The sequence below is a fragment of the Algibacillus agarilyticus genome, from assembly GCF_003286125.1.
GTDB lineage: Bacteria > Pseudomonadota > Gammaproteobacteria > Enterobacterales > Alteromonadaceae > Algibacillus > Algibacillus agarilyticus.
The window spans coordinates 31439-53001 of sequence record NZ_QMED01000033.1; the positions used below are offsets into that span (position 1 = coordinate 31439).

The following is a 21563-nucleotide window of genomic DNA, read 5'->3' on the forward strand; positions in this document are numbered from 1 at the left end:
ACCATGCGTGACGTTGGGCTGCGCAAGCTTAGCGCCAACCTACTTGAGCGCCGGCGTTAATGTTGTTTTGCAGTGTTTTTTGCAGCACCCCATACAAAATAGCGTTTGATGAGTTAGCCGAGTAGGTTGGGCTGAAGCATGAAGCCTAACACGCCTTGTTCTAACCACAAAATTGTCCATTTTAATAAACCATGCGTGACGTTGGGCTGCGCAAGCTTAGCACCAACCTACATGAGCGCTGGCGTTAATGTTGTATTGCAGTGTTTTTTGCAGCACCCTATGCAAAATACCGTTTGATGAGTTAGCCGAGTAGGTTGGGCTGAAGCATGAAGCCCAACACGCCTTGTTCTAACCACAAAATTGTCCATTTTAATACACCATGCGTGACGTTGGGCTGCGCAAGCTTAGCGCCAACCTACATGAGCGCTGGCGTTAATGTTGTATTGCGTGGAGGTTGGCGGGTTAAATATGCTTTGTTAGGTTGTTTCATACCTTGAAACAACCTGACAAAACATACATGACTTAATACAAAAAAGGCCACTTAATGAACCATACCTGCCAGTTGAACTGGGAGGCATGACTGCTTAAGCGACCTTCACTTTACTGTATTAAATAATCACTGAATTAGTGAATCAATTCAAGTAAACCCCATACTTCAAGATTATTAACAGTAACGCTTGCCTCACCATTCGCATTGGTTGTAACCGTTAAGTTAGTCGTTGAACCGCCTGGTAAATGTAACTTAGCTGAGGTGACATTCTCTGGGAAATACCCTTGTGGAATGCTTACTTTAACCCCGTTAAGTGTTGGTGTTACGCCATTAGCAAACGGACGATTAATTAAATGAACCACATAAGGTGCATTCGCATTAGACTGGTGAATTCGCGATACCGCCGACACAGTGTCGTTAGACGCAGTGCCATTAACATTAACCGCTATAACGGTATCTGCATAATTACCACGTTGGCCAATATGTTTAACCTTACTGCCCTGTGCATCTAATACCGCTTTTTGGTCATCCGTTAAATATTGAAGATCACCATCAGTGAAGATCACATCGAACTTATCAAAATCTTCAGCGCGGGGTACAACCGGATAACCCTCATCACCAAACACTAACATGTCAAAGTTAAAGTTACCTTCTGTAAGTAGTTTCACACTGTTTTGCATTGTGCCACCACCATCGATGAAACCGGCTTTCATTGATGAGTACATCGCATGAACAAGACCCACTTTAGAATAAGACGTGTAGTTGTTAAATAAACGAGCCTTATTGCGAACGAGCTTATAAATATCACGGTAGTTATCAGCACCCGGCGACCAAACACCATCGCCACCTAGCCATACGTTAGCTGGAATAGAGAAGATGCCACCATAAGCATACGCTTGAGCAACCCACCCGCGACCAAAACGTGGTGCATTTTGTGCTTTAAGCTCTGCAAACTCCCAAGGGTATGGGAAGTAAGCTAATGTTTTACCCACCGCTTGAGCGCCTTTTAAATGAGCAAGAATTTTGGTTGGCAATTCAGTGATTGACTGTTTTGCACCTAAGTTTAACTCACCTGATAAGAACGTAATGTTTTCGTTGAAGATATAACCACGTGATTCAAATAAATGCGTACTCGCACCAATCTCAATATCAGGGCGTTGTTGACGAATATACGTTAACACTTCACCAAACTTTTGGTTCCACACATCACGATTAAAGTAGATAAAATCTTCAACCATCGGAATATCACCCGTGATCTTATCGGCTCCATTTCTAAACAAGTCATGTGTGATACCCGCATTAATTAAGTGTTGCTTGTAATCAAAGGTATTAATGTTGTTAATACCCATTGCCGCTAACTGAGAGTTACTATATTTCTTGTCTAGCCAAATACGGAAGTTTTGCATCGCATAAGGCGAGAAATCACCACCAAACGTGCGCATATCAGTTGTACGCGTTGAGTTTGTTTGCGTATCAAACATTAACTTATTCGGGTTAGCTTTTAATATTTGATCAACCTGCGATTTCATAAACGGTACAAATGCCGGGCTATGGTTACTCAACCAGTTGTTATTAAAGCCATCATGGCTGTGATAACCCATAAAGGTCATTCTGACGTAGGTATCATCTAATGTACGTACATAATGCGGCTCTGGGTTAGTCGTGTATTCAGTAAACCAACCGTAACCCCAATCAAACTCACCACGAGCAGTGTATTCAATACCTTGGTTTTGGAAGTTTGAAACTAACTCGGTCCAATCAATAATTGTCGTATCATCATAAAAATCATGTTCTGGTGGATGTCCCCAGAATGCACCTGTAGCACCAAAATTGTCGTAACCGGCTAATTGACTATTTTGTGGATAGGTATACCAAACATCGGCTTTAAGTACACGCTTAGAAGCCGGTATGTTAACGGGTTTGCTTAAATGCAGTACATCAGTTTTGGGGCCATTAATTTCTGCTACAAAGTGATCAGCTGGATCATAATGAGGCGCAGGTGCTGGCGTATAATTACCCACACGCTCTATACGCACGTTATCGCCTGTCCATTGCCAATCTGAGCCACCGTAAGCTTGTACCCGTAAATCATAAGTACCGGCTTTTTGTACCGAAAAGTGACCGCCCGCTAAGCCAAACTCTTTAGCCACACCACCCGTATCGGTCATGTAGCCATGCGCAACCGGCCAATCATCAAGCATGATACGCGCGCCATAACTACCAGTCCCCGCCGAAATAGTGATATAAGCTTGGTATGTACCCGGCTGAGTAAAGGTGACTTTGTAATCGCCGTAATCACCATTGGTAACAAAATTGACGCCCTCGGCCGTTTTACCAAAACCTAATACACTGTCGCCGCCTATTTTATTTCGAGCACCGGTGTTAAAAAAGTCTTCTAGCTCAATAACAATGTCACCGTCTTCGTTAGTTCCATTGCCATTATCGCCACCATTACCGCCTAGCGAGGTTATTGTTAAGTTGTCACCAAACCACATCCAACCATTACCTGCGCTTGTTGTTGCTTCAACACGCACAGTATGAATACCAGCGCTCACATAGGTGCTCGTGGTTAATGGGAACGTTTCAAAGTTAGCTTGGCCGTCGGTAAAAACAGGCTCTTCATTAATTAATTCACCGTCAATATACAGCGCCGCATTAGCGTTTACATTTTGGCTTGAAGCCAACATATCGATACTATAATTGCCACTTACCGGGAAATTAATTTGATAATCAACCCAATCACCGTTTTGCACACTGTCAACAACCGTATGCATATCGCTTGGTAAGCCTCTTTCGCCAATAATCGCACCTGATACGCGGCCGCCTGTTGCATCAAAATCTTCCATCTCAATGACAAAGGATTCACCCGGCGCAACCGGATCGGGGTCAACGTTAACTGATGTTAATGAAAACGATTCTAAGTTCCACTGCCAATTTGAACCCATTGCGTGTAAGCGAATAGTTGATGCGCCGGAAGGTAACGTGATTGTTTTAGAGTGTGATAAAGGTTGAAAGTTATTCCAACCGTCGGCTGGTACGGCAACCGTACCTTGACTAACCCATGTACCATTTTCATTAGTTAGTAATTCAATTGCGGGGCCTGATGCAACATTAGTCCCCACTAAATATTCAACCGCGTATTCGCCGCCCGCTACATTTATATTGTAATCGACAAAATCGCCTGCATTAACATAGTTAATCGCTTGCTTGCCATCTATCGTATAAATACCGACAGGTTCTGGCTGGTTATCAACAAATGTGCCACCGACGTTGACATAATTCTCAGCTTCAATAATGACACTATCAGCTAATGCCTGTGTACATGTAGTTGCCAATGCCATGGCAACCCCCATATTAAGCAATGTTCGTTTGGTTTTATACATACCCTGTTCCTAGTTCAAATGTTGTTTTCGTCACAGTCATTATCTTAAGTGTCATCAAACTTCTTGATATCAGCCTTCATAAGCGAAGTTAATAAGCCAATGCTGCAATGTCTTTTATTGTTGTATATTTCGTCATTGTTCACCTTAAAGCTAACATCAATTAGTTAACAACTCAAAATAAATTGTTAACAATATAGATACATTATTGATGGATAATACCAACACCTAGAAGATTAAACTCACATGCAAACCAATAAAACCATATATAAAACAAAATTCATCATTCTTTGGTATGACTAAAATAAGCATTTATGAAAAACAAGCACAAAAACCAATTTAACACTTTAAAATCAACCACTTAAAAACATTCACATAATTTAAAATCAATATAAAAGGTGTTATAAAAACGATGAATAGCCTTAAACGCAAAATAGCCCACCTAAAACCCCAAACTATAAAAGTTAAGAACCTTATAAATAGAAAAATCTCAAAAGCGGTTTGCATAACAACTCAATAATTAAAAAACAGGACAACAAGAGAGAGTTTGAAGTGGAATAAAAATATTATTAATAAATAACCAGTTAAGTGCTCACCAATAAAATAACCACTTAAATAGAGTTCGTCACTTTATACATTTTACAGCAACAATCCATACACATCGTTTATGGCTGACGGTCATTTAAATTTAATACAGGTGTATAAATTTCATATAAAAACATAAATAAAAAGGGGTTTAAGTGTAACATCGCCTTATTACTTAATACCTTTATTTGAAAAACAAAAATCATATACAAAACAACAATCCTAAATATTTTACAACAACAATTTATTTTTCATATTGTATATTTTTTTGATACATTTTGATGCAAAACCATCAAACGACTTAAAAAGAGGCATGAATTGAGTGTTATTACTCAATTTGTTACACGATTAGTATTTAAATAAGCAATAGTCGTTTTAGTTAAATGACATTTGATGTATTGATTTATGTATGTATGTATGGGCTTACTTTGCTTATTAAGAAATCAATCAAAAATCGTGGGCAGGTAATAATAAGCTCTACCGATCAACTAACTCATTTATCAAACACTATGTAGCCGATATCTGTTTCATCTATCTTTTCTTAGAGTGGCTGCCGGGGGTGTTTTTTGCGTTTAATACTGAAGCTCACTTCCTTTATTTAAAAAGCAATTTCCTATACCATTAAGCACACCAATTTAAAGTTGGGCGTAGGCATCAGCTTCGTTCAACATGGCATTATACGATCACATACTACGTGACGCATGAATGCTAAACGTTAAGCGTACCCATGAAAAAAATCATCTTATTAATAAGTCTCGTATTGGCTGGCTGTACAAATACAATCACCGTTGATTCTGAGCCAGAAATATATGTAAGTGGTTCGGTTTCGTTTGAGTGCCCTATATCTGACTTGAAGAGGTTGTACAATCCTTCGCAAGCCAAGTATCAAGCTCGTCAAGATTACTTGGAGGGGTTTGTACGTTTTTATGGCGTTCCAAACGGTTTTGGGCCGCATTATCCAATACCAGAAGAAAGTTGTGTACGCCAAATTGACAACTCTGAAGCTGTTGTAATCTGGCCTACCGTAAAATGTAAAAACAACATTTCGAGACATAGAGCATTGAATTATTCAACATCTTATAATTTGGAGATGTCAAAATTAGTAAGCGGTCAGTGCGTAGAATAGCGCTTAACAAACGGCTCAATCCGACCTCCACTGCGTTGCTCGTTTTGTGCTTTTCAGCGACGCTGGCACAAAACAATCAATTCCGTTCCGGCGGCTTAGCCGGGCGTTGAACTAAAAGGAAGGATCGGCGTGAAGTTCTTGTTAAAAATGATTTCTTATCCAATTTTATTTTGTATATTTCTAATTGTTGCATACATATTTTTCCTTTGGGCTTCGACTATTCATGATTCAATTTACGAGGGCAGTAAATACGGATTTACAATCGGCTCCAGTAAACAGGAAACTTTCATTGATGTAATGAACTTGAAAGATGATTACCCCGATTTCGTAGTTTACACGTATGTAGAAACTGACAATTATGATAATCCAAAACATACTAAGCTCTCTCATGATATCGATGAAATGTTTATGCATAATCAGTGGCGCGTTTACTTTGGTGGTGATGGAGAATACTCAAATAGTATCCGCTTAAACTTCGAAGATAATAAATTAAGTAATTTTTATAGGCATAGACAGTATTACGAACTTCCGTAAACAGTAGTTATTATCGTGCAGGACAGCCATCATAACCCCCTCAAGTATGTTGGCGCTAAGCTTGCTAAAAAATTGTCTGGGACAGGCATCCATAAGCTCTGTCAATTTAAAAATTGTCTGGGACAGGCATCCATAAGCTCTGTCAATTTAAAAATTGTCTGGGACAGGCATCCATAAGCTCTGTCAATTAATTCATTTATCAAAAACAATATAGCCGATATCTGTTTCATCTATCTTTTCTTAGAGTGGCTGCCGGTGGCGTTTTTCCCGATAATTTTTTGTGAGTTAGGTGGTAACAAGCGCTAATTGTTAATCTCTTTAATAAAGGTGTTAACGCTGGCATTCACCCCTTGAGTGACGTCGCGTGTCATCATGTTCAACCTATTCATCTCGTTGGCAACCACTTTAAAACCCGCGCCCATTTCACCGGCTCTTGCGGCTTCAACAGAGGCGTTGAATGACAAAATTTTGATTGATAGGTTTATTTTGTCAACTTCCGACAGTGATTCTTCAATATCTGCCCCCAGCGTATTGATGCGTTTAAGCTTACTATTGGCGATATCGAGTAATAATGCTTCAAAAAAAGCGACAATCTCGTTCAACGCTAGCAAAAGGCTAGATGACACGAATTTAATAAAAGTAACAAGGGTGTCGTTCGGAATGCTTTTTTTGTAACGCACGGCGGTGTTTAGCTTGTGCAGCTCGCTGAGAAAATGCTGGATAATATTATCGATAGATTGATCGTGTACCTGAGTGCTGTCTTTAAACTTTAGAAAGCGTGTATTGGTGTTTTCATCCTGCGCTAAAGTATCTATCAGTAACTTGTAATCGTGTTCAAATTTTTTGATAGTAACGGCGAGTTCATCGTTGAACCAAGGATCCGTAGAGGTTTGCTCCGACAGAACGGTAATAAACATTGCTGAACGGTGAGATAACATTCGCAGACGTCCACTGTGATTGATCAGTACACTTACATCACTCTCTTTCAACATTTTTTGTTTCCTTGATAACTGGCTATGAATACTCGCTAAGGACGATACCAAGCAAGTATTACACCACTTTACTTTATTGCATTAAATGGCACTCTATTCACTGCACCTTTTAAGTTTATATGATCTTCTGCATTAAATTGGTGCCGATATTTCACCGTATGGGACCGGCATTCATAAGCTCTCCTAAAATAGCTAATCAGCATAAATACCCTCAAAAAAGACTGTAAACAAGATTGAAGCAGCTGACAAACTCAGATAGTGTTTAACGCAATTATAAGCAACAATAAAAACGAGTAATTCTACAAGCTCGTTTTATGCGAAAGAGTGTTCCATGAAAAAACATTCATATTTAATTCTATCTATAGTTTTTGGCGTTTTGACTATCGCAAGTGGCGCTAAATTTACTTGTCATAATTCAGCTTGCAATGGAGAATATTCAGGTAGCGACATTTCCATGTTTGTTGCGTCTTTCTCTGTCTTTTTTCTTGTTGTTTTCTTAATTAAAAGAACAAAAGATAACTGAGTAGTTTAGTGGATTGAATATAATCGGGTAGCCAAGGGTATCTTACCCTCAGCCTTTAATAATCGTATGGGCTTACTTTCGTTTATTTAAAATAGACTATTCGCATAATAATTTGATCATCGTTTTTATAGCTGGCTTTTTATCATGGGGGTGAATGAAGGAATCAACATGACTCCAAGTTACTTTTTCACCCGTAAAGATATTTGCAACGGTTTGCACTTTATTACTATCCACTAAACCAACGGGGATCCAATAAAAGGGTTCGCCTCTAAATTTATTAGGCACTGAAGAACCACATTTGGAGCAAAAATGTGAAGTGAAACCAGAATCCTTTTCCCACTTTGTAATGTTGCTTTCTCCACTCGTCCATGAAAACTGATCTTGCGTAACCACAGAGCCACAACTAGATGCGGTACCCGTTTGCTTTCGACATTGCTCACAATGACATTGATACATTCTTAGCATATCGATGTTAATTTGAAACTTAATATCACCACAAAGGCAGCTGCCTTCCATTTTATTTCTCCTTTTTAGGCCAATCACTGTTAATAAGAGAGCAAGATTAGAGCAGAGAAAAAACGGCTTTAATCTTTATTCTATAGGTCAATGTTAAGTCAATACGGATAAAAAGTAACGTCAGCAAATATCAATCGAAAAAGAACCGTATAAGGTCGTATTCATGCGGGACAGTCATCGATGTGGGATAATTTGATATCGATCAGGACAGACAACGATAAACTGTATATCTACCCTCACCCAATAACTCACAATTTTGCAGTTGCCATTTGCTAGTCGTTAGCGTTTAATAACAATCAGTTAAATAAACGGTGACCTTCCTACATAGGGCTTTCACCTTATTAGTCCATGCCTATGATGGGCGTGCACAAGGCGCTTAAGCGTGTCAAAATACAGTTATTTTTTTGCTCCTACGTCACTTATTTAACCCACTCTTTTATTGCCTCCGAATGAGGCGTTTTGTCGACAAAGGAGCTTAGAATAGAATGAATTCAAATAAAATCGGATTAAGCATAATCAAATATTTACTTATTGCTTTAGGTCTCGCAGTTATCATTCTCAGCGGTTTGTTTCTTAACTATAATTATTCTCAAATTGGTCAATTATCTATAAATATTCAAACTGCAATTTCTAGTTTTATGTTGTGTGCTGGTATTGGTTTTTGTTTTATTGCTTTTAGGTTTGTTAAATAGTAAACATAAGCTCATGCGTAATATTATATTTGTGCTGTTAGCCGTAATCGTATGAGACAGGCAACTAATAAGTATCCAATAGTTGAAATGTCTACTTATAAACAACTCATATAGCTCTATTGAATCAAAAATTTAATCATTCAACTTTTTATAGTGATAAACCGATAAAATATAAAATAAATAGGTAAGAGAAAAGAACAAAAAACTTCTTTCTAAAACAGCAATAATCAAAAATAATGTAGCTGAGACACTAAACCCTATAATTTGTTTATTCATTGTTTTGTTAAACATAAATATGCTCCATTAAATAATACGCTCTTCAATATTAGTACGCCTTCAAAAACTCATTTATCAAAGACAATACGCCGATATTTAGAGTAAAACCGCCGATTTAAACTTTTGGCATGGCACATGAATTTAACCCGTGCCTTTATGTTAATGACAACAAAGCCGCACATAAAAGCTCGTTATCATATATTGTTGGATTATCACTTCTTATTAATGCTGTATCGATTACTTTTATGCCTAATTTATTTAGTTTTTTACTAGGCACTCCCCCAAAATAGTGTCCGTTCTTAGAGTCTAATAATACAAATTGAAGTAAATCAGATGGCGACGATTTAATGCTAATATCGGCGATTAACGCTTTTAGTAAAGCATCAATGTTTTGCTCTAGCGTCATGCCGACTTGTTCTGGGTCATTGCCTAAATTGGGTATATATACTTTTGGGTTACCATTTAAGCTTATTGCACTTGCAACCCCATAAGGCAGTAGATTTGCTAACAAACTTGAATAAAAGCTTCCCGGTGAAAAACAAATGATTTCTGCATTTTCAATTAGCTTTCTGTTTTTTTTCTGCAACTCTGCTGTGGCTGGAATATATTCGTTTAAGCTTTCTGATAATTTTAATTCGGTGATCGGGCTTGTTATTTTAGGGGCTTCTTTACCTGTGAGCATGTGTTGCCCCAGAACGACCTCTCCATTTTTTAATTTAGCTCTAATATGTAAATCATCGTTAACAACCGCTCTAACGGTGCCTTGCACATTGACCAGCTTTGAAAATAGAAAAATAATAGGATCAAGGTGTTCATGGTTATTTAAATAACCGCCAGTCAATATTAAGTTGCCCACACTTGCGCCTTTCAAATTAAAATTGTCTGGCATTGCATCATAAAAATAGCCTAATTGGTTACGAATTACACGGCGCATTGGGTTTGCAATATCGCTAACTAAACTTTCGGTACCGTTGATAAACTGCTCAAGTTGATGCCGTAACTCGGCTTGCGATTTTTTTTTATCTAATCGGTATGAAAAAAGTCGATAAATTTCGGGGTGCCCCAAAACAGACTCATCCGCTAAAGCCATTAACCTGCTTCTAAGATCGCCTATTGCAGGCATGTTAAAGGCTTTTCTTAACTCGGCTGAACTCCCGCCAGAATCAAAAGGAGTAACTAAATGAATTGAATTATGAGTGTATTTTTTTAATGTGTGACTAAATGCGTTTAAGGCAGAACCACCACTAAAAAATAAAATTTGAGGCCCTAATTCAGGATTTTTTTGATACCGACTTATTCGTAAACGATCTGGAATTTGCGCATTACGGGTGATTTTTACTGGACGCATTTGTGAACCACTGTGTATTGAAAGTCAGATATTTTTATCTGTAATTACGGATAAAAGTTAATGCCAGCGTTAATATTATAAATGGTAAGTAACAAAACGCACTTATCAGATTGATTATAGTTAACTATAGCTTAATAACTTGGTTTGTTGTATTTATATGTGTAACTAAGGTGTATTACAACTTGTTTTACGCTTTGCATATAAGGCGTTATTTTTTACATAAATATTGCAACTATCGACATTAATATTCAATACTGGCCAATTAAAAAATTAATCAAAAATTAATAAACCAAACAAAAATTTAATTTATTATCAGTTAGTTATAATCTGATTTTTATCAAAAATACTACTTACTAGGTTTTTTTACCTCATATGATCAAAATACCTAAAATAACGCTCGATAATTTACACTTTTTGACGGTAGAAGTTAATTCTCAAATTAGTACATTACAACGTTATTTGCTAAACCCTAATGAAGAGTTAGCACGTAATATAGTTGATCGTTGGGGTTACACTAATAACTTAAAAAACAGAATTCAAAATGGAAACTTTAGATACTTAATTAAACAGCAGCAAAATAAACCCGCTCAAGTGTCTTTGAGAAACGTGGAAAACATAGCGGTTATTTTAGACGAGTTAACAGAGCAGTCTCGTTTCATCGTTGAAGAGTTAACTCAGGTAAATGACTTTAGTTTGGTTCAGCCTAAACTTTTGGTGTTAGTTTGTTCTCAAGTCAAACTGGCAATAGCACTTATTGAACCCGCATTGTCTAGTCAAAAGTCTCCTGATGCACTTAAAATTGCTAAAAAGGCTGATTTGATAAAACGTAAGATCAACCAGTTAGTAAAAAAATATGAAGAAAGCTTCACTAAACATAAACAAACCAGAGACTTTGTTCATGTTTTATTTGTGGCAAGAAACTTTCAAAATATGGCTGAAAAAATAACCCAGATAAGCGAAGCCATTATCTCACGTAATATTGGCCAAAATGTTAATACCGATAGGTTTCAATCGTTAAATCAATTTGTTAATGATTTATCGGTATCAGAACAAGAATTAACGATTAATCCGATAGCTGAAACCCGTTCTGGAAGCGCGATTTCAGGTATTACCACAAAAAATACCAATGAACCTATTGCCGTTTTTAAAGACGGCAATAAAAGCAAAGTAAAAGGGGAACGTTTAGGTGTAGAAAGTTGGCACTCTATATACCCAGGCTTAGCACCTAAAATTTTAGCTTATGAAAAAAGAGGTGAGTCAGCGGCTATATTAATCGAGCACTTACCCGGTTATACATTTGAAAAATTGGTTTTAAACGAATCTAACGAACTAGTAAACCTTGCATTAAAAGCACTCAATAAAACGCTACGAAAAGTGTGGCAAGAAACGCGCAACGAAGAACCTCAGTTAGCCAATTTTGGCGTTCAGTTAAAAAAACGTATGCCAGACGTGTATAAAATACACCCTGAATTTAACTACACCAATAAAACAATTTGCGGTCATTTTATTCCTAGTTTTAATGATTTGATTGATCAAACTATCGAATTTGAAAAAATACTCTCTTCACCATTTTCTGTTTATATTCACGGTGACTTTAATATTGATAACGTCATTTTTGACCCAATTGAAAATCGAATAAATTTTATTGATTTGCATCGTTCTAAATATATGGATTATGTGCAAGATGTATCTGTGTTTATGGTATCAAACTATCGATTACAAGTTTTTGATGGTCCGGTACGAGAAAGGTTGTTAGCCGTCATCATTGCCTTTTACAATTCAACTCGCCGTTATGCAATTAAGCAAGGCGATACCCAGTTCGATTTACGTTTGGCATTCGGTTTAGCTAGGTCGTTTGCCACATCAACGAGATTTATTTTAGATAAATCATTAGCTAATAAAATGTTTTTAAAAGCACGATATTTATTAGAATTAGGCCTAAGTACTAAACCTAATAAACGATTTAAATTACCTATTCAGGAGCTATTTTTTGACTAACTTAAAAATAGGCGTCATCGGCATACCAGGAAAATGGTCAACCGAGACATTAGCAGACAGTATTGAAACAGCAACAGGCTTTCGATGTGTTATTGATATGGCAAAAGTGTCGTTAGATTTAACAAATCATGCACTTATCTTTAATGGTATTAACCTATCGGAATTTGATGCGCTAATTGTAAAAAAAATTAGTGCCGAATATAGTCCTAATACATTAGATCGCTTAGAGCTACTACGCATGGCAGAAGCGCAAGGCGTTCGTGTATTTAGCGGGGCAGAAAGCATGCTGAGGTTAATTAATCGAGTCAGTTGCACGGTTACCTTAAGAAACAATGGTATACCGATGCCTGACACGGTTATTACTGAAGATGTAGAACACGCGATAACCGTTGTAAAACAATTTGGGGCTGCGGTATTTAAACCTCTATTTTCGACAAAGGCCCGTGGCATGTGCTTAATTGAAAGTGACTTGCCAGATGATGAAATAAAAGCCCGAGTGAGTGAATTTAAAGCCGCTAATCAATCAATGTATATTCAACGTAAAATTGATTTATCGGGTCAAGATTTAGGCATGGTCTTTTTAGCAGGCAAATACTTGGGGACTTACGCGCGCGTTTCGCAAAACGATAGTTGGAATACAACGATTAATAGCGGCGGTAAATACGAACCATTTGAACCAAGCCAAGATATTATTGATTTAGCTTATAAAGCGCAAGCGCCTTTTAATATGGACTTTACAACGGTAGATGTAGCGCTAACACCAGATGGCCCAATCGTTTTTGAAGTGTCTGCTTTTGGTGGTTTTAAAGGTGCATTAGAAGGTGCCGGTGTTAATGCTGCCAAATTATATGTTGACCATGTACTTACGCAATTAAAGAGTAAAAAATAATATGACCGATATCACCTCATTCGATACATTGGCTGACGAACTTTTAGCAAAACATACACTAATCGACGAATCACTTTTTTTACAAATCGGCCGTTGCGTTATTAAGGTAAGTGCTAATAATTTTGCGCATTTAGCTCAATTAAAAAAATATTTTACTCACGTTCATGCTAGTGATGCCGTTTGTGCAGCTAATAATGCAGACATGCATATTGTCGCATTACAATCTGAACCACTCGTATTATATCTACCTTTTAAAGATTGGCGCAGAGAAGGCGGAAAAGTCGGCCGTAAAGACGCTTATTACGATTTTGATGCTGCACGTATATTATTTAAAGTTCGCACCGGAATGGTCTTTTTGCAAAGTTTAACGACCCGAATAGCGGTAGGACCTTGCTTAGCTAACGACAATCAAGTGATCAATTTTGTTAATTCACAATATATGAGTTGGTTACAAAATACAGGTTGGCAAACCTGTCATGCCGCAGGCTTAGTTAAAGGCGACATCGCGATTGCAATGGCAGGGTTTTCTGGTGGTGGTAAATCAACATTAATGTTGCACCTGTTAGAAGATGAATCATTAAAATATTTAACAAACGATAGATTGTTAATTGGTAAAAGCGAAAATGGAATTGAAGCAGCGGGTATTCCTAAACTACCACGGATTAACCCCGGAACCATTGTTAATAATGAACGTTTGCTGTCTTTGATTTCGGAAGAAGAAAAACAAGCCTTCTTAGCAATGGACAAAAATGAATTATGGGAATTAGAACAAAAATATGATGTGATGATTTCAGATTTATACGGTGAAAACCGAATAGCGACTATCGGAAAATTAAAACATTTTATTGTTCTTAACTGGCACCGTAATTCAGACGAGCCAACTGAATTAAAACCAATTGATATTACAAAACGTTCAGACTTGCTTGCCGCTGTAATGAAATCTCCAGGTCCATTTTTTCAATTTAGTGACGGCACTTTTTATCGTGATGACATTACGTTAGACGAAGCTAAATATTTGGAACATTTAGAAGGTGTAACGATGTATGAAGCGACGGGTAGAGCCGATTTCATTAAAATGAGCCAACTTTGTAAACCTTTATTTAGTTAGGGAACCGTTTATGGCCAATTTGATTGTTGCTTTTATACGACATGGTGACTACAACCAAATAAAAGGCGCACCAAGTGCTCATCAAGCTTTTAATTTGAATAACGAAGGTGAGCAGCAGTCATTATTGCAAGCTAAACAGTTTTTGCAGTTAGCCAATGATGAGAATTGGCAAGTAGACCCTATTTTTGATTGTTCACACCTGTTAAGAGCTTGGCAAACTGCTGATATATATAAATCGGTATTGCAGCCTGTCATTGGCCAATCGATTGTCATTGAATCGTTTACTTGTTTGGCCGAACGAAGTGTGGGTACCTCGATGGCTAACTTAACAGTTAAGCAAATTAATCAAATTGTTGAGTTAGACCCAAGGTATGACACGTTACCTAATAATTGGAAGTCAGACAGTCATTACTGCTTACCGTTTGAAGGCGCTGAATCATTAATGATGTCAGGTAAGCGCGTTGCTCAGCATGTAACAAGTCGGATTGAACGTTTTGATAATGATGAGCAGGTAGATAAAACCGTGGTTAAATTGTTTTTTGGCCATGGTGCTGCGTTTAGGCATGCCGCTCATTATTTAGGTGCAATGGAATTTAATGACATAGCAAAATTAAGTATGTATCACGCTCAACCGGTGATGTTTGAAGTAGATAATAAAGGTAACTGGTTGAAAGGTAAGGGAAACTGGAAAATCCGTAACGTCAACAGTGAGTACAAAGACTAAACTGACTGAAAAATATTCTATTTGTGTTCATGAAAATGTCATTTTGTTGTCTTATAAGTTTTATTAACCCTAAAACAAATGAAATAAATTATTATGACATTAGCCACATACTTACCGCATTTAGCGACTTTTAACCCTGCACTGTGTCTAACAGGAGACTTACCATCAAAGATTGAATCTTGGGATTTGACTCAGGTTCATTCTGCTAATGTCGAAACAGAACAAGAATCTAACTTTAGCGACTTAATGAACAAAACAGTAAGTTATAAGCCGTGGAAAGCGCCAAATAAACAAGTTTTATTTATATCTGATCCGCATGCCGACGCTGATGGTTTTGTTGCATCTTTAGTTGCATCGGGCGGCGCAACAAAAACAGGTGCGGGTTATTTAGATTTTAAACTAACCAAAATAGGTAAAAAATCCGTATTTGTTATTGGCGGTGATTGTTTAGATAAAGGACCAAGTAACCTAAACCTATTGCGAGCGATAAAAAAGTTATTTGATTTAGGGGCTAAAGTTAAGTTAATTGCCGGTAACCATGATATGCGCTTATTGTTAGGTTTGCGCGCGATCAGCACCCCAAAAGACGTAACGTCTGAGCACTTTTTTATAAGAATGGGGACTAAAGTTATTCCATTGCTAAAAGAAGTACAACAAGAATTCGTTACCGATACAGACTACGAGCAAATAACATTAACTGAGCAAGAATGTAAAGCTGAACTATTTCCAAGGGATAACTGGTGCGAGGCTTTTTCGGAAGCGGTTAAAACACGTTTATCTGGCAAAGCGATAGAAAACGAAATTAAGAAAACCAGCAAAAAAATAAATGGTTTTGAAGCGAGTTGTGCCAAATATGATTTAACAATGCGCGATGTCTATGTAATTGCTCAAAAGTGCCAACAGTTATTTTTAACTAAGTCTGGTGAGTTTTCTTGGTTTTTTAAAAAGATGCAGTTAATTTACAAACAAGCTTCGTTTGTCTTTGTTCATGCTGGCTTAGACGATAAAATTAGCAAATTAATTGATAAAAAAGGCATCAAAAAAATTAATAAAATGTATCAAAAACAAACACAGTCTGATTTATTTACATTTTATTATGGCGTTGTAGCGAACGTACTGCGTACTAAATATCGAGATGCCGATTTTTCGTTATCAGAAAAAGGGGTAAATCGCTTACATCGTCAAGGCATACACGTTATTGTGCAAGGCCATGTAAATCGTAAACAAGGGCAACGCTTAGCGTTTAAAAAAGGCCTATTACATGTAGAGGGAGACATCACGATTGATCGACACTCTCGTCAGAAAGAAGGGCTAGAAGGTGTGGGCGCGGGTGCGACAATTATTCGTCCAGAAGGGCATGTTGTTGGTATAAGCAATGATTACCCATACGCAAAAGTTTTTGAACCCAAACTTTATTTAGAAGGCAAATATGCTTCATAAAAAACAGTTTCATCACGAGTCATTACAAGATAAAAAAACGATCCAAGACATGCTTAAGGCGCTAGCAAAAGGGATCGGCAAAGGACAAGTTAGTTTAACCGATGAAGATGGTGAAATTGTAATGTCACCAGAGGGGTTATTAAAACTAAAATTAAAAGCGTCTGAAGATAACAATACCAATAAAATCAACTTGTCTATTACTTGGCAATCTGAAGACAAAGCGCCAATTAAAAACAAATCAATTATTATTGGCGACGATAATAATTAAGATAGGCCACGGCGTTTTGTCTTTGAGGTATAGATTTTGTTCAATTTCAAAGCTTTTTGATCGCGGCATTGGCTTGATGGCATAGTGGATCTACGTCAAAAGCCAATAACAAAAGATCCGACCATGCAGGACTGGCACATATAAACCTCTGATTTAATTAAATATTACATAATCGAATCGAATACACATCGGTGACTGTCCTTGAAGGGTTTTATACCGCCTTGATTCTTAACGACGTGCTTTTTCTTTAAAACTTAAAATTAATTTATCCAATTTCAGGTATGTCGGGTTCATATAACTGCAATGTGTTTGCATCATTGTGTTGAATGTAATGGATTCTTTAAGTTCTTCCAGAAATTTAAGGTTAGACTTGCTGTATTCAACACTGTCTACAAACCAGTCAATTTGAAACCTAATATACTTAGAATCAAACTCATTTAGTAAAGAAATATTACCTGTTTCTATAATCTTTTTGCGAAAAGCAATACTTTTCTTAAACTGAGATTTTCTAACTCTATTAAAATGCCTTTCGCATTGGCCTATTAGTTCGTCTAAGTGGCTATGGCATTGCTCCGGGGACTTTTTATAGATCGTTTTGTCTAACTTTCTATTATTAGTGATAATTTTGCTAGGCTTATCCATGCTAGGTCGCAATGTTCCCAAAGGTTCGATATTGACCGTGTCCTCAGACAATTTAGAGATATAATTGGCAAAACCTTGCGCATCTTCCGGAATGTCTTTATTGAGAAGCGCCAGTAACTGCTGTTGATAACGCGCGTGCTGCTCCACTAACTTTAGCTGTTTGCTATATGATGTACCTATATAAAGGTATTTTAATTTATCTAGTGTTTCAGTTGCAGATGACAGTAGTTGTGGCAATTGCTCGAAAGCTATAGTCCTATATCCATTCGCCTTTTCATGCAGATTTCTAACATCGTAGAGATAAGCTAAAACACGATTCAAACGAAATTTAAACTTTTGGGATTTCTTTCTGAAGCTGTATATTTTTTCCAGATGTTGTAGCTTAACTTCGTCATTTACACAACCATACTCGTTCTCTAATCCGAGCTTGAATTTAGATTTGTTTAGATACTTATGTATATCGGACTTTTCTTGTTTTGTTAAATTTTCAAAATCGTCATTAAACGCAATAAACCCAGACTTTTCGCAAACACTAACCCCCTGCAAAGAATCATCAGGAAAGAAAATTTGATCATATTTTGAAGGGTAATGAAAAATATAAGATCCCATGCTCAATATCGTATTAATTTCGCACTTCTCATTATCTAAAATAGGATCATCTATGATGACTTTAGTCATTTGCGTGGCGAGCGCATTAGTACATAGTAAAATTAAAATAATGAAAAGATATTTCATTAACAGGGCCTCTTCACCAATATCTGGTGTAGCAAGATTCAATATTGAAATAATACTTCGCTAGTTGAAGGTAAATTTCAAGTGTTTTTGCGGGGCATTCATGCCAAATATAGTCTTGATGAATTAGAACAGTTGTTTTTTATTCGGGCTCTTTATGAAATTTGAATGGATGTCCCAATTAATTAATGGTAAAACGACCCATTACAGAGCCGCACCCCGATCTTCATTTATATTATTGCACCGGCTTCGCGACACCTATCCTTATTTATTATATTCCATTTTTAAATGCTGTTGTAAACCAATATTTATGAAGCACCCATTTATCAAATATAGCAACCATACATTCGCCGTCAGCTACCTTTGAATATTCAATTGAACCACAATTTTTGAGCGTTGTATGAGTCTGATTATTAAAGATGTATTGCGTACTTATTTTCACTACTGCATTGTTAGTTTTAATAGTTTGGTTAAACAATGGAAAGTGCCAGTTACCTTGCTCAGATTTATATAACTCCAGTCCTTGTCTATTTTGATTTTTAGCAAAATCTATTAGCTTTGAAATATCAGCATCTTGTATCCGCTGGAACCTGTTTTCTTTTATTATACCAATTTCAGTTATTTGCTCATTAACCCAAGTAATATGAGTGTATGGGTAAGTGCTTGCGATATTAACAAGACCTTCGAGCTCATCTTGCGTAATAACATGATGCCGATCGCTTAATAACATCGATGGCGATCACAATTTCTCACGATTGTAGACCTGATAAAAATCTAACTGACGTGATCGGCTTCCGTCAATTTATTTCTTCTTTTTCTCATTGATTCTCCTTTTAATTCGATCTTGATCGCACTGTGAACAAGTCTATCTAAGATCGCATCAGCGTGTGTCGATTCTCCAATCATTTCATACCAACTGGTGACGGGAAGCTGACTGGTGATCATGGTCGATTTGAAGTCATATCTTGCATCGATAATCTCAAGTAAATCGCTACGTTGTTGGGCATTGAGTGGCTCAAGTCCCCAATCATCTAAGATCAGCAAGTCGCAGCTTTTGAGTTTGTTGATTAACTTTCGATAGCTACCATCTGCTTGCGCCATAAACAGCTTTTCCAGTAGTTCTTTTAAGCGGAAGTAGTAAACGCTATGTTCTTGCTGGCAATAATGATGACCCAGCGCGCAACTAAGGTATGTTTTGCCACAACCCGTTGCCCCCGTGATCAATAAGTTATGCTGTTGAGTTAACCATTCACCTTGTGCAAGGCTACGGATCTTATCTTGGCTTAACCCTCGCTCTGCTTGGTATTCTAGTTCTTGTAAGTTAGCTTTAATTCTAAATTTGGCTTGCCTGGTGAGGCGTTCAATACGCCGCTGCTCCCGTCCCGTAATTTCATAGTCCAGTAGCAAGCTTAATCGCTCTTCGAAGCTTTGTTCCATATAGAGATTAGACTGCTCTTTTTGTTGTAATAAGGCGGCTTTAACACCGCTAAGTTTTAATGTCGTTAACTGGTTTGATAATGTATTCATGTGAATATTCCTTAATGATAGTAGTCTTGACCGCGGATGTTTTGATGCTCAATGTCATTAAGCAAGTCTCTTTGTTCATTCGGTAGTGGCTGTTGTTCTAACCCTTTACTGAGCATATTGCTGATGGCCTTAAGGTGCGTCACTTTTGTCTGCAATGCTCTGGCACAAGCTGCATTCAGTCGTTCTGGTGAATATTGTTTGGCTAGGTTTAATAAGCCAAGGCAGCGACGGTAACTTTGCTCAGGGTGTTTACGCGATTGTAGGTAGAGTCTAACCAAGGACTCGGTATGTTTGCCGATTTGCGCCGCCCACCGTTCAAGTCGTTGTGGCGACCATTGTTGATGCTGACGATGCGCTTCGGGCATATGTTGTTCATTGGTGCTATGCCGGCCTACACCATAAGCTCTTGGGTGAATAGCCACCAGCTTATCTTGGTGGTAAATCTTCACTTGTTGGTCACCTATATGTGCTTCAAGCTTTTGTTTGACCAAGGAATACGGCACTGAGTAATAATGCTGTTCAACTTCTACATGGTAATCGATATGAACGCGTACCTTTTTAACGAAGGTATATTGATATGTGCTCTGTGGTAGCGGTTTTAAGGCGGGTTTATCAATGGCGGCAAACTGACTGGTTCGACTGCCAGGGTGCTTTTTCATTTTCCTGTTATTCATATCGTCAAGCAATTCTGCGATACGCTGGTTAAGTTGTTTCAAGCTGAAGAAGGTTTCATGGCGAAGGCGAGCCATGATCCAACGTTCAACAATTTGCACGCCTACTTCCGCTTTCGCTTTATCTTTGGGTTTATAAGGCCGAGCAGGAATAACCGTCGTATCATAATGCTCTGCTAATTGTTGATAAGTGGGGTTTAAATCTGGCTCATAGCGACAAGCTTTCGTTACGCCGCTTTTAAGGTTGTCCGGTATCACCAGTTCCGGCACGCCGCCGAGAAACTCGAAGCAGCGAACATGGCTCATTATCCAATCTTCTAACCCTTGTGATAGCGTGGCTTCAGCGTAGGTGTAATTCGACGCCCCCATGACCGCTACAAAGACTTGAGCCGTACGGTATTCACCTGTTTTGGGATTAACAATCGGTAGGGTTGGCCCGCAATAATCAACAAACAATTTTTCACCCGCTTTGTGGTGTTGGCGCATAGAAAGCCTTTGCGTTTTAAGCCAAGCTTTATATTGCCTGCAATAGTGATTGTAACTGTAATGCCCCTCTGGGTGTTGCTCTGCGTACTCTTGCCACAGCAGCAAAAGGGTCATGGTTTTACAGCTTAACGCTTGTTTGACCGTAGACCATTCGGGTAGCGAAAATTGTTTAGGTTTTGCCTTGGTATTGAAAAAGGCGTGCTTTAACGAGACATCATCCCATTTATCTTCTAAAGGCCATTGACTCAACCCTAGCTGAGCAGCTCGGTTCGCATAAGTCGAAACAGAAGATGGAGATATGGACAAGCTTTTGGCTATTTGACGATGCGTTAAGTTTGAACCGTATTTTAGTCGAAGTATTTCTTTAAGTTTTCTCATAGATATAGGTGCCGTTGGCATAGTTATCCCCATCGCAATTAAAACGATAAGAATAACGATTAAACACACCTACAATGCGTGAGAAATTTGATTAGGTAGCAAATAACATCAAGTCGATCACTCAATAACATTTTTGTTAAAAGTGATCGGCATCGATGTTATTGCATGATCGCGATGGATGTTATTAGCTGATCGGCATCAATGTTATTAGGTGATCGCGATGCATGAAAATATGCAC

The 21563-nt window shown here is 37.8% G+C and carries 16 protein-coding genes; 8 read left to right on the forward strand and 8 right to left on the reverse strand.

What is annotated here, in order from left to right; genetic code table 11:
* Positions 1 to 624: 624 nt before the first annotated feature.
* The gene (locus tag DPX34_RS18480) at positions 625 to 3873 is read right to left on the reverse strand and encodes a carbohydrate-binding protein (protein ID WP_111979921.1); all 3249 of its coding nucleotides are present in this window, start codon (positions 3871 to 3873) and stop codon (positions 625 to 627) included.
* 1309 nt (positions 3874 to 5182) lie between these two features.
* On the opposite strand from DPX34_RS18480, the gene DPX34_RS18485 reads away from it, so the two are divergent.
* The gene (locus tag DPX34_RS18485; RefSeq protein ID WP_111979922.1) at positions 5183 to 5581 is read left to right on the forward strand and encodes a hypothetical protein; all 399 of its coding nucleotides are present in this window, start codon (positions 5183 to 5185) and stop codon (positions 5579 to 5581) included.
* A gap of 836 nt (positions 5582 to 6417) precedes the next feature.
* On the opposite strand, the gene DPX34_RS18495 is transcribed toward DPX34_RS18485, so the two are convergent.
* Together DPX34_RS18495 and DPX34_RS18500 are read right to left on the reverse strand one after the other, a co-directional pair.
* Positions 6418 to 7107 (reverse strand): methyl-accepting chemotaxis protein, encoded by a 690-nt coding sequence (locus tag DPX34_RS18495; protein WP_157964789.1) that lies wholly within the window; start codon positions 7105 to 7107, stop codon positions 6418 to 6420.
* Positions 7108 to 7726: 619 nt separating this feature from the next.
* Entirely contained in the window at positions 7727 to 8146 is a 420-nt protein-coding gene (locus DPX34_RS18500) for a GFA family protein (RefSeq protein WP_111979924.1), read from the reverse strand.
* A 485-nt stretch (positions 8147 to 8631) separates the two neighbouring features.
* Here DPX34_RS18500 and DPX34_RS18505 point away from each other — a divergent pair, with 485 nt between their 5' ends.
* Positions 8632 to 8838, forward strand: coding sequence for a hypothetical protein (locus tag DPX34_RS18505; RefSeq protein ID WP_111979925.1), 207 nt, complete (start codon positions 8632 to 8634; stop codon positions 8836 to 8838).
* 430 nt (positions 8839 to 9268) lie between these two features.
* Here the strand turns inward: DPX34_RS18505 and DPX34_RS18510 are convergent, their stop codons facing one another.
* Positions 9269 to 10462, reverse strand: a complete 1194-nt coding sequence (locus DPX34_RS18510) for a GAK system CofD-like protein (RefSeq protein WP_111979926.1) — start codon at positions 10460 to 10462, stop codon at positions 9269 to 9271.
* Between the two features lie 372 nt (positions 10463 to 10834).
* Between DPX34_RS18510 and DPX34_RS18515 the strand changes: the two genes are divergently transcribed.
* The 6 genes from DPX34_RS18515 (at position 10835) to DPX34_RS18540 (ending at position 16889) form a co-directional block, all read left to right on the forward strand.
* Entirely contained in the window at positions 10835 to 12460 is a 1626-nt protein-coding gene (locus DPX34_RS18515; protein ID WP_111979927.1) for a phosphotransferase, read from the forward strand.
* Positions 12453 to 13349, forward strand: coding sequence for a GAK system ATP-grasp enzyme (locus DPX34_RS18520; RefSeq protein ID WP_111979928.1), 897 nt, complete (start codon positions 12453 to 12455; stop codon positions 13347 to 13349). Before DPX34_RS18515 ends, DPX34_RS18520 begins: the two co-directional genes overlap by 8 nt.
* 1 nt (position 13350) lies before the next feature.
* Positions 13351 to 14457, forward strand: coding sequence for an HprK-related kinase B (locus tag DPX34_RS18525; protein WP_111979929.1), 1107 nt, complete (start codon positions 13351 to 13353; stop codon positions 14455 to 14457).
* Between the two features lie 10 nt (positions 14458 to 14467).
* Positions 14468 to 15181, forward strand: coding sequence for a histidine phosphatase family protein (locus DPX34_RS18530; protein WP_111979930.1), 714 nt, complete (start codon positions 14468 to 14470; stop codon positions 15179 to 15181).
* A 93-nt stretch (positions 15182 to 15274) separates the two neighbouring features.
* Positions 15275 to 16621, forward strand: coding sequence for a metallophosphoesterase (locus tag DPX34_RS18535; protein ID WP_111979931.1), 1347 nt, complete (start codon positions 15275 to 15277; stop codon positions 16619 to 16621).
* Entirely contained in the window at positions 16611 to 16889 is a 279-nt protein-coding gene (locus tag DPX34_RS18540) for an amphi-Trp domain-containing protein (protein ID WP_111979932.1), read from the forward strand. The genes DPX34_RS18535 and DPX34_RS18540 overlap by 11 nt, the downstream gene beginning before the upstream one ends.
* Positions 16890 to 17117: 228 nt before the next feature.
* Here the strand turns inward: DPX34_RS18540 and DPX34_RS18545 are convergent, their stop codons facing one another.
* From DPX34_RS18545 to istA, 4 genes are all read right to left on the reverse strand, one after another.
* A complete protein-coding gene (locus tag DPX34_RS18545; RefSeq protein WP_157964790.1) occupies positions 17118 to 18308 on the reverse strand; it encodes a hypothetical protein in 1191 nt (396 codons plus the stop codon).
* A 226-nt stretch (positions 18309 to 18534) separates the two neighbouring features.
* Positions 18535 to 18993: a hypothetical protein gene (locus tag DPX34_RS18550; protein WP_111979934.1), complete on the reverse strand. Its 459-nt coding sequence runs from the start codon at positions 18991 to 18993 to the stop codon at positions 18535 to 18537.
* 44 nt (positions 18994 to 19037) lie between these two features.
* A complete protein-coding gene (istB, locus tag DPX34_RS18555) occupies positions 19038 to 19790 on the reverse strand; it encodes an IS21-like element helper ATPase IstB (protein ID WP_111979296.1) in 753 nt (250 codons plus the stop codon).
* Positions 19791 to 19801: 11 nt separating this feature from the next.
* A complete protein-coding gene (gene istA, locus DPX34_RS18560) occupies positions 19802 to 21346 on the reverse strand; it encodes an IS21 family transposase (protein WP_111979360.1) in 1545 nt (514 codons plus the stop codon).
* Positions 21347 to 21563: the final 217 nt, after the last annotated feature.

Bases quoted from the DNA above. Each gene is read 5' to 3' on its own strand.
- DPX34_RS18480 (WP_111979921.1), bottom strand. From the start codon at position 3,873: ATGTATAAAACCAAACGAACATTGCTTAATATGGGGGTTGCCATGGCA.
- DPX34_RS18505 (WP_111979925.1), top strand. From the start codon at position 8,632: ATGAATTCAAATAAAATCGGATTAAGCATAATCAAATATTTACTTATT.
- DPX34_RS18510 (WP_111979926.1), bottom strand. From the start codon at position 10,462: ATGCGTCCAGTAAAAATCACCCGTAATGCGCAAATTCCAGATCGTTTA.
- DPX34_RS18485 (WP_111979922.1), top strand. From the start codon at position 5,183: ATGAAAAAAATCATCTTATTAATAAGTCTCGTATTGGCTGGCTGTACA.
- DPX34_RS18495 (WP_157964789.1), bottom strand. From the start codon at position 7,107: ATGTTGAAAGAGAGTGATGTAAGTGTACTGATCAATCACAGTGGACGT.
- DPX34_RS18535 (WP_111979931.1), top strand. From the start codon at position 15,275: ATGACATTAGCCACATACTTACCGCATTTAGCGACTTTTAACCCTGCA.
- DPX34_RS18525 (WP_111979929.1), top strand. From the start codon at position 13,351: ATGACCGATATCACCTCATTCGATACATTGGCTGACGAACTTTTAGCA.
- DPX34_RS18500 (WP_111979924.1), bottom strand. From the start codon at position 8,146: ATGGAAGGCAGCTGCCTTTGTGGTGATATTAAGTTTCAAATTAACATC.
- istB (WP_111979296.1), bottom strand. From the start codon at position 19,790: ATGAATACATTATCAAACCAGTTAACGACATTAAAACTTAGCGGTGTT.
- istA (WP_111979360.1), bottom strand. From the start codon at position 21,346: ATGCCAACGGCACCTATATCTATGAGAAAACTTAAAGAAATACTTCGA.
- DPX34_RS18515 (WP_111979927.1), top strand. From the start codon at position 10,835: ATGATCAAAATACCTAAAATAACGCTCGATAATTTACACTTTTTGACG.
- DPX34_RS18530 (WP_111979930.1), top strand. From the start codon at position 14,468: ATGGCCAATTTGATTGTTGCTTTTATACGACATGGTGACTACAACCAA.
- DPX34_RS18550 (WP_111979934.1), bottom strand. From the start codon at position 18,993: ATGTTATTAAGCGATCGGCATCATGTTATTACGCAAGATGAGCTCGAA.
- DPX34_RS18540 (WP_111979932.1), top strand. From the start codon at position 16,611: ATGCTTCATAAAAAACAGTTTCATCACGAGTCATTACAAGATAAAAAA.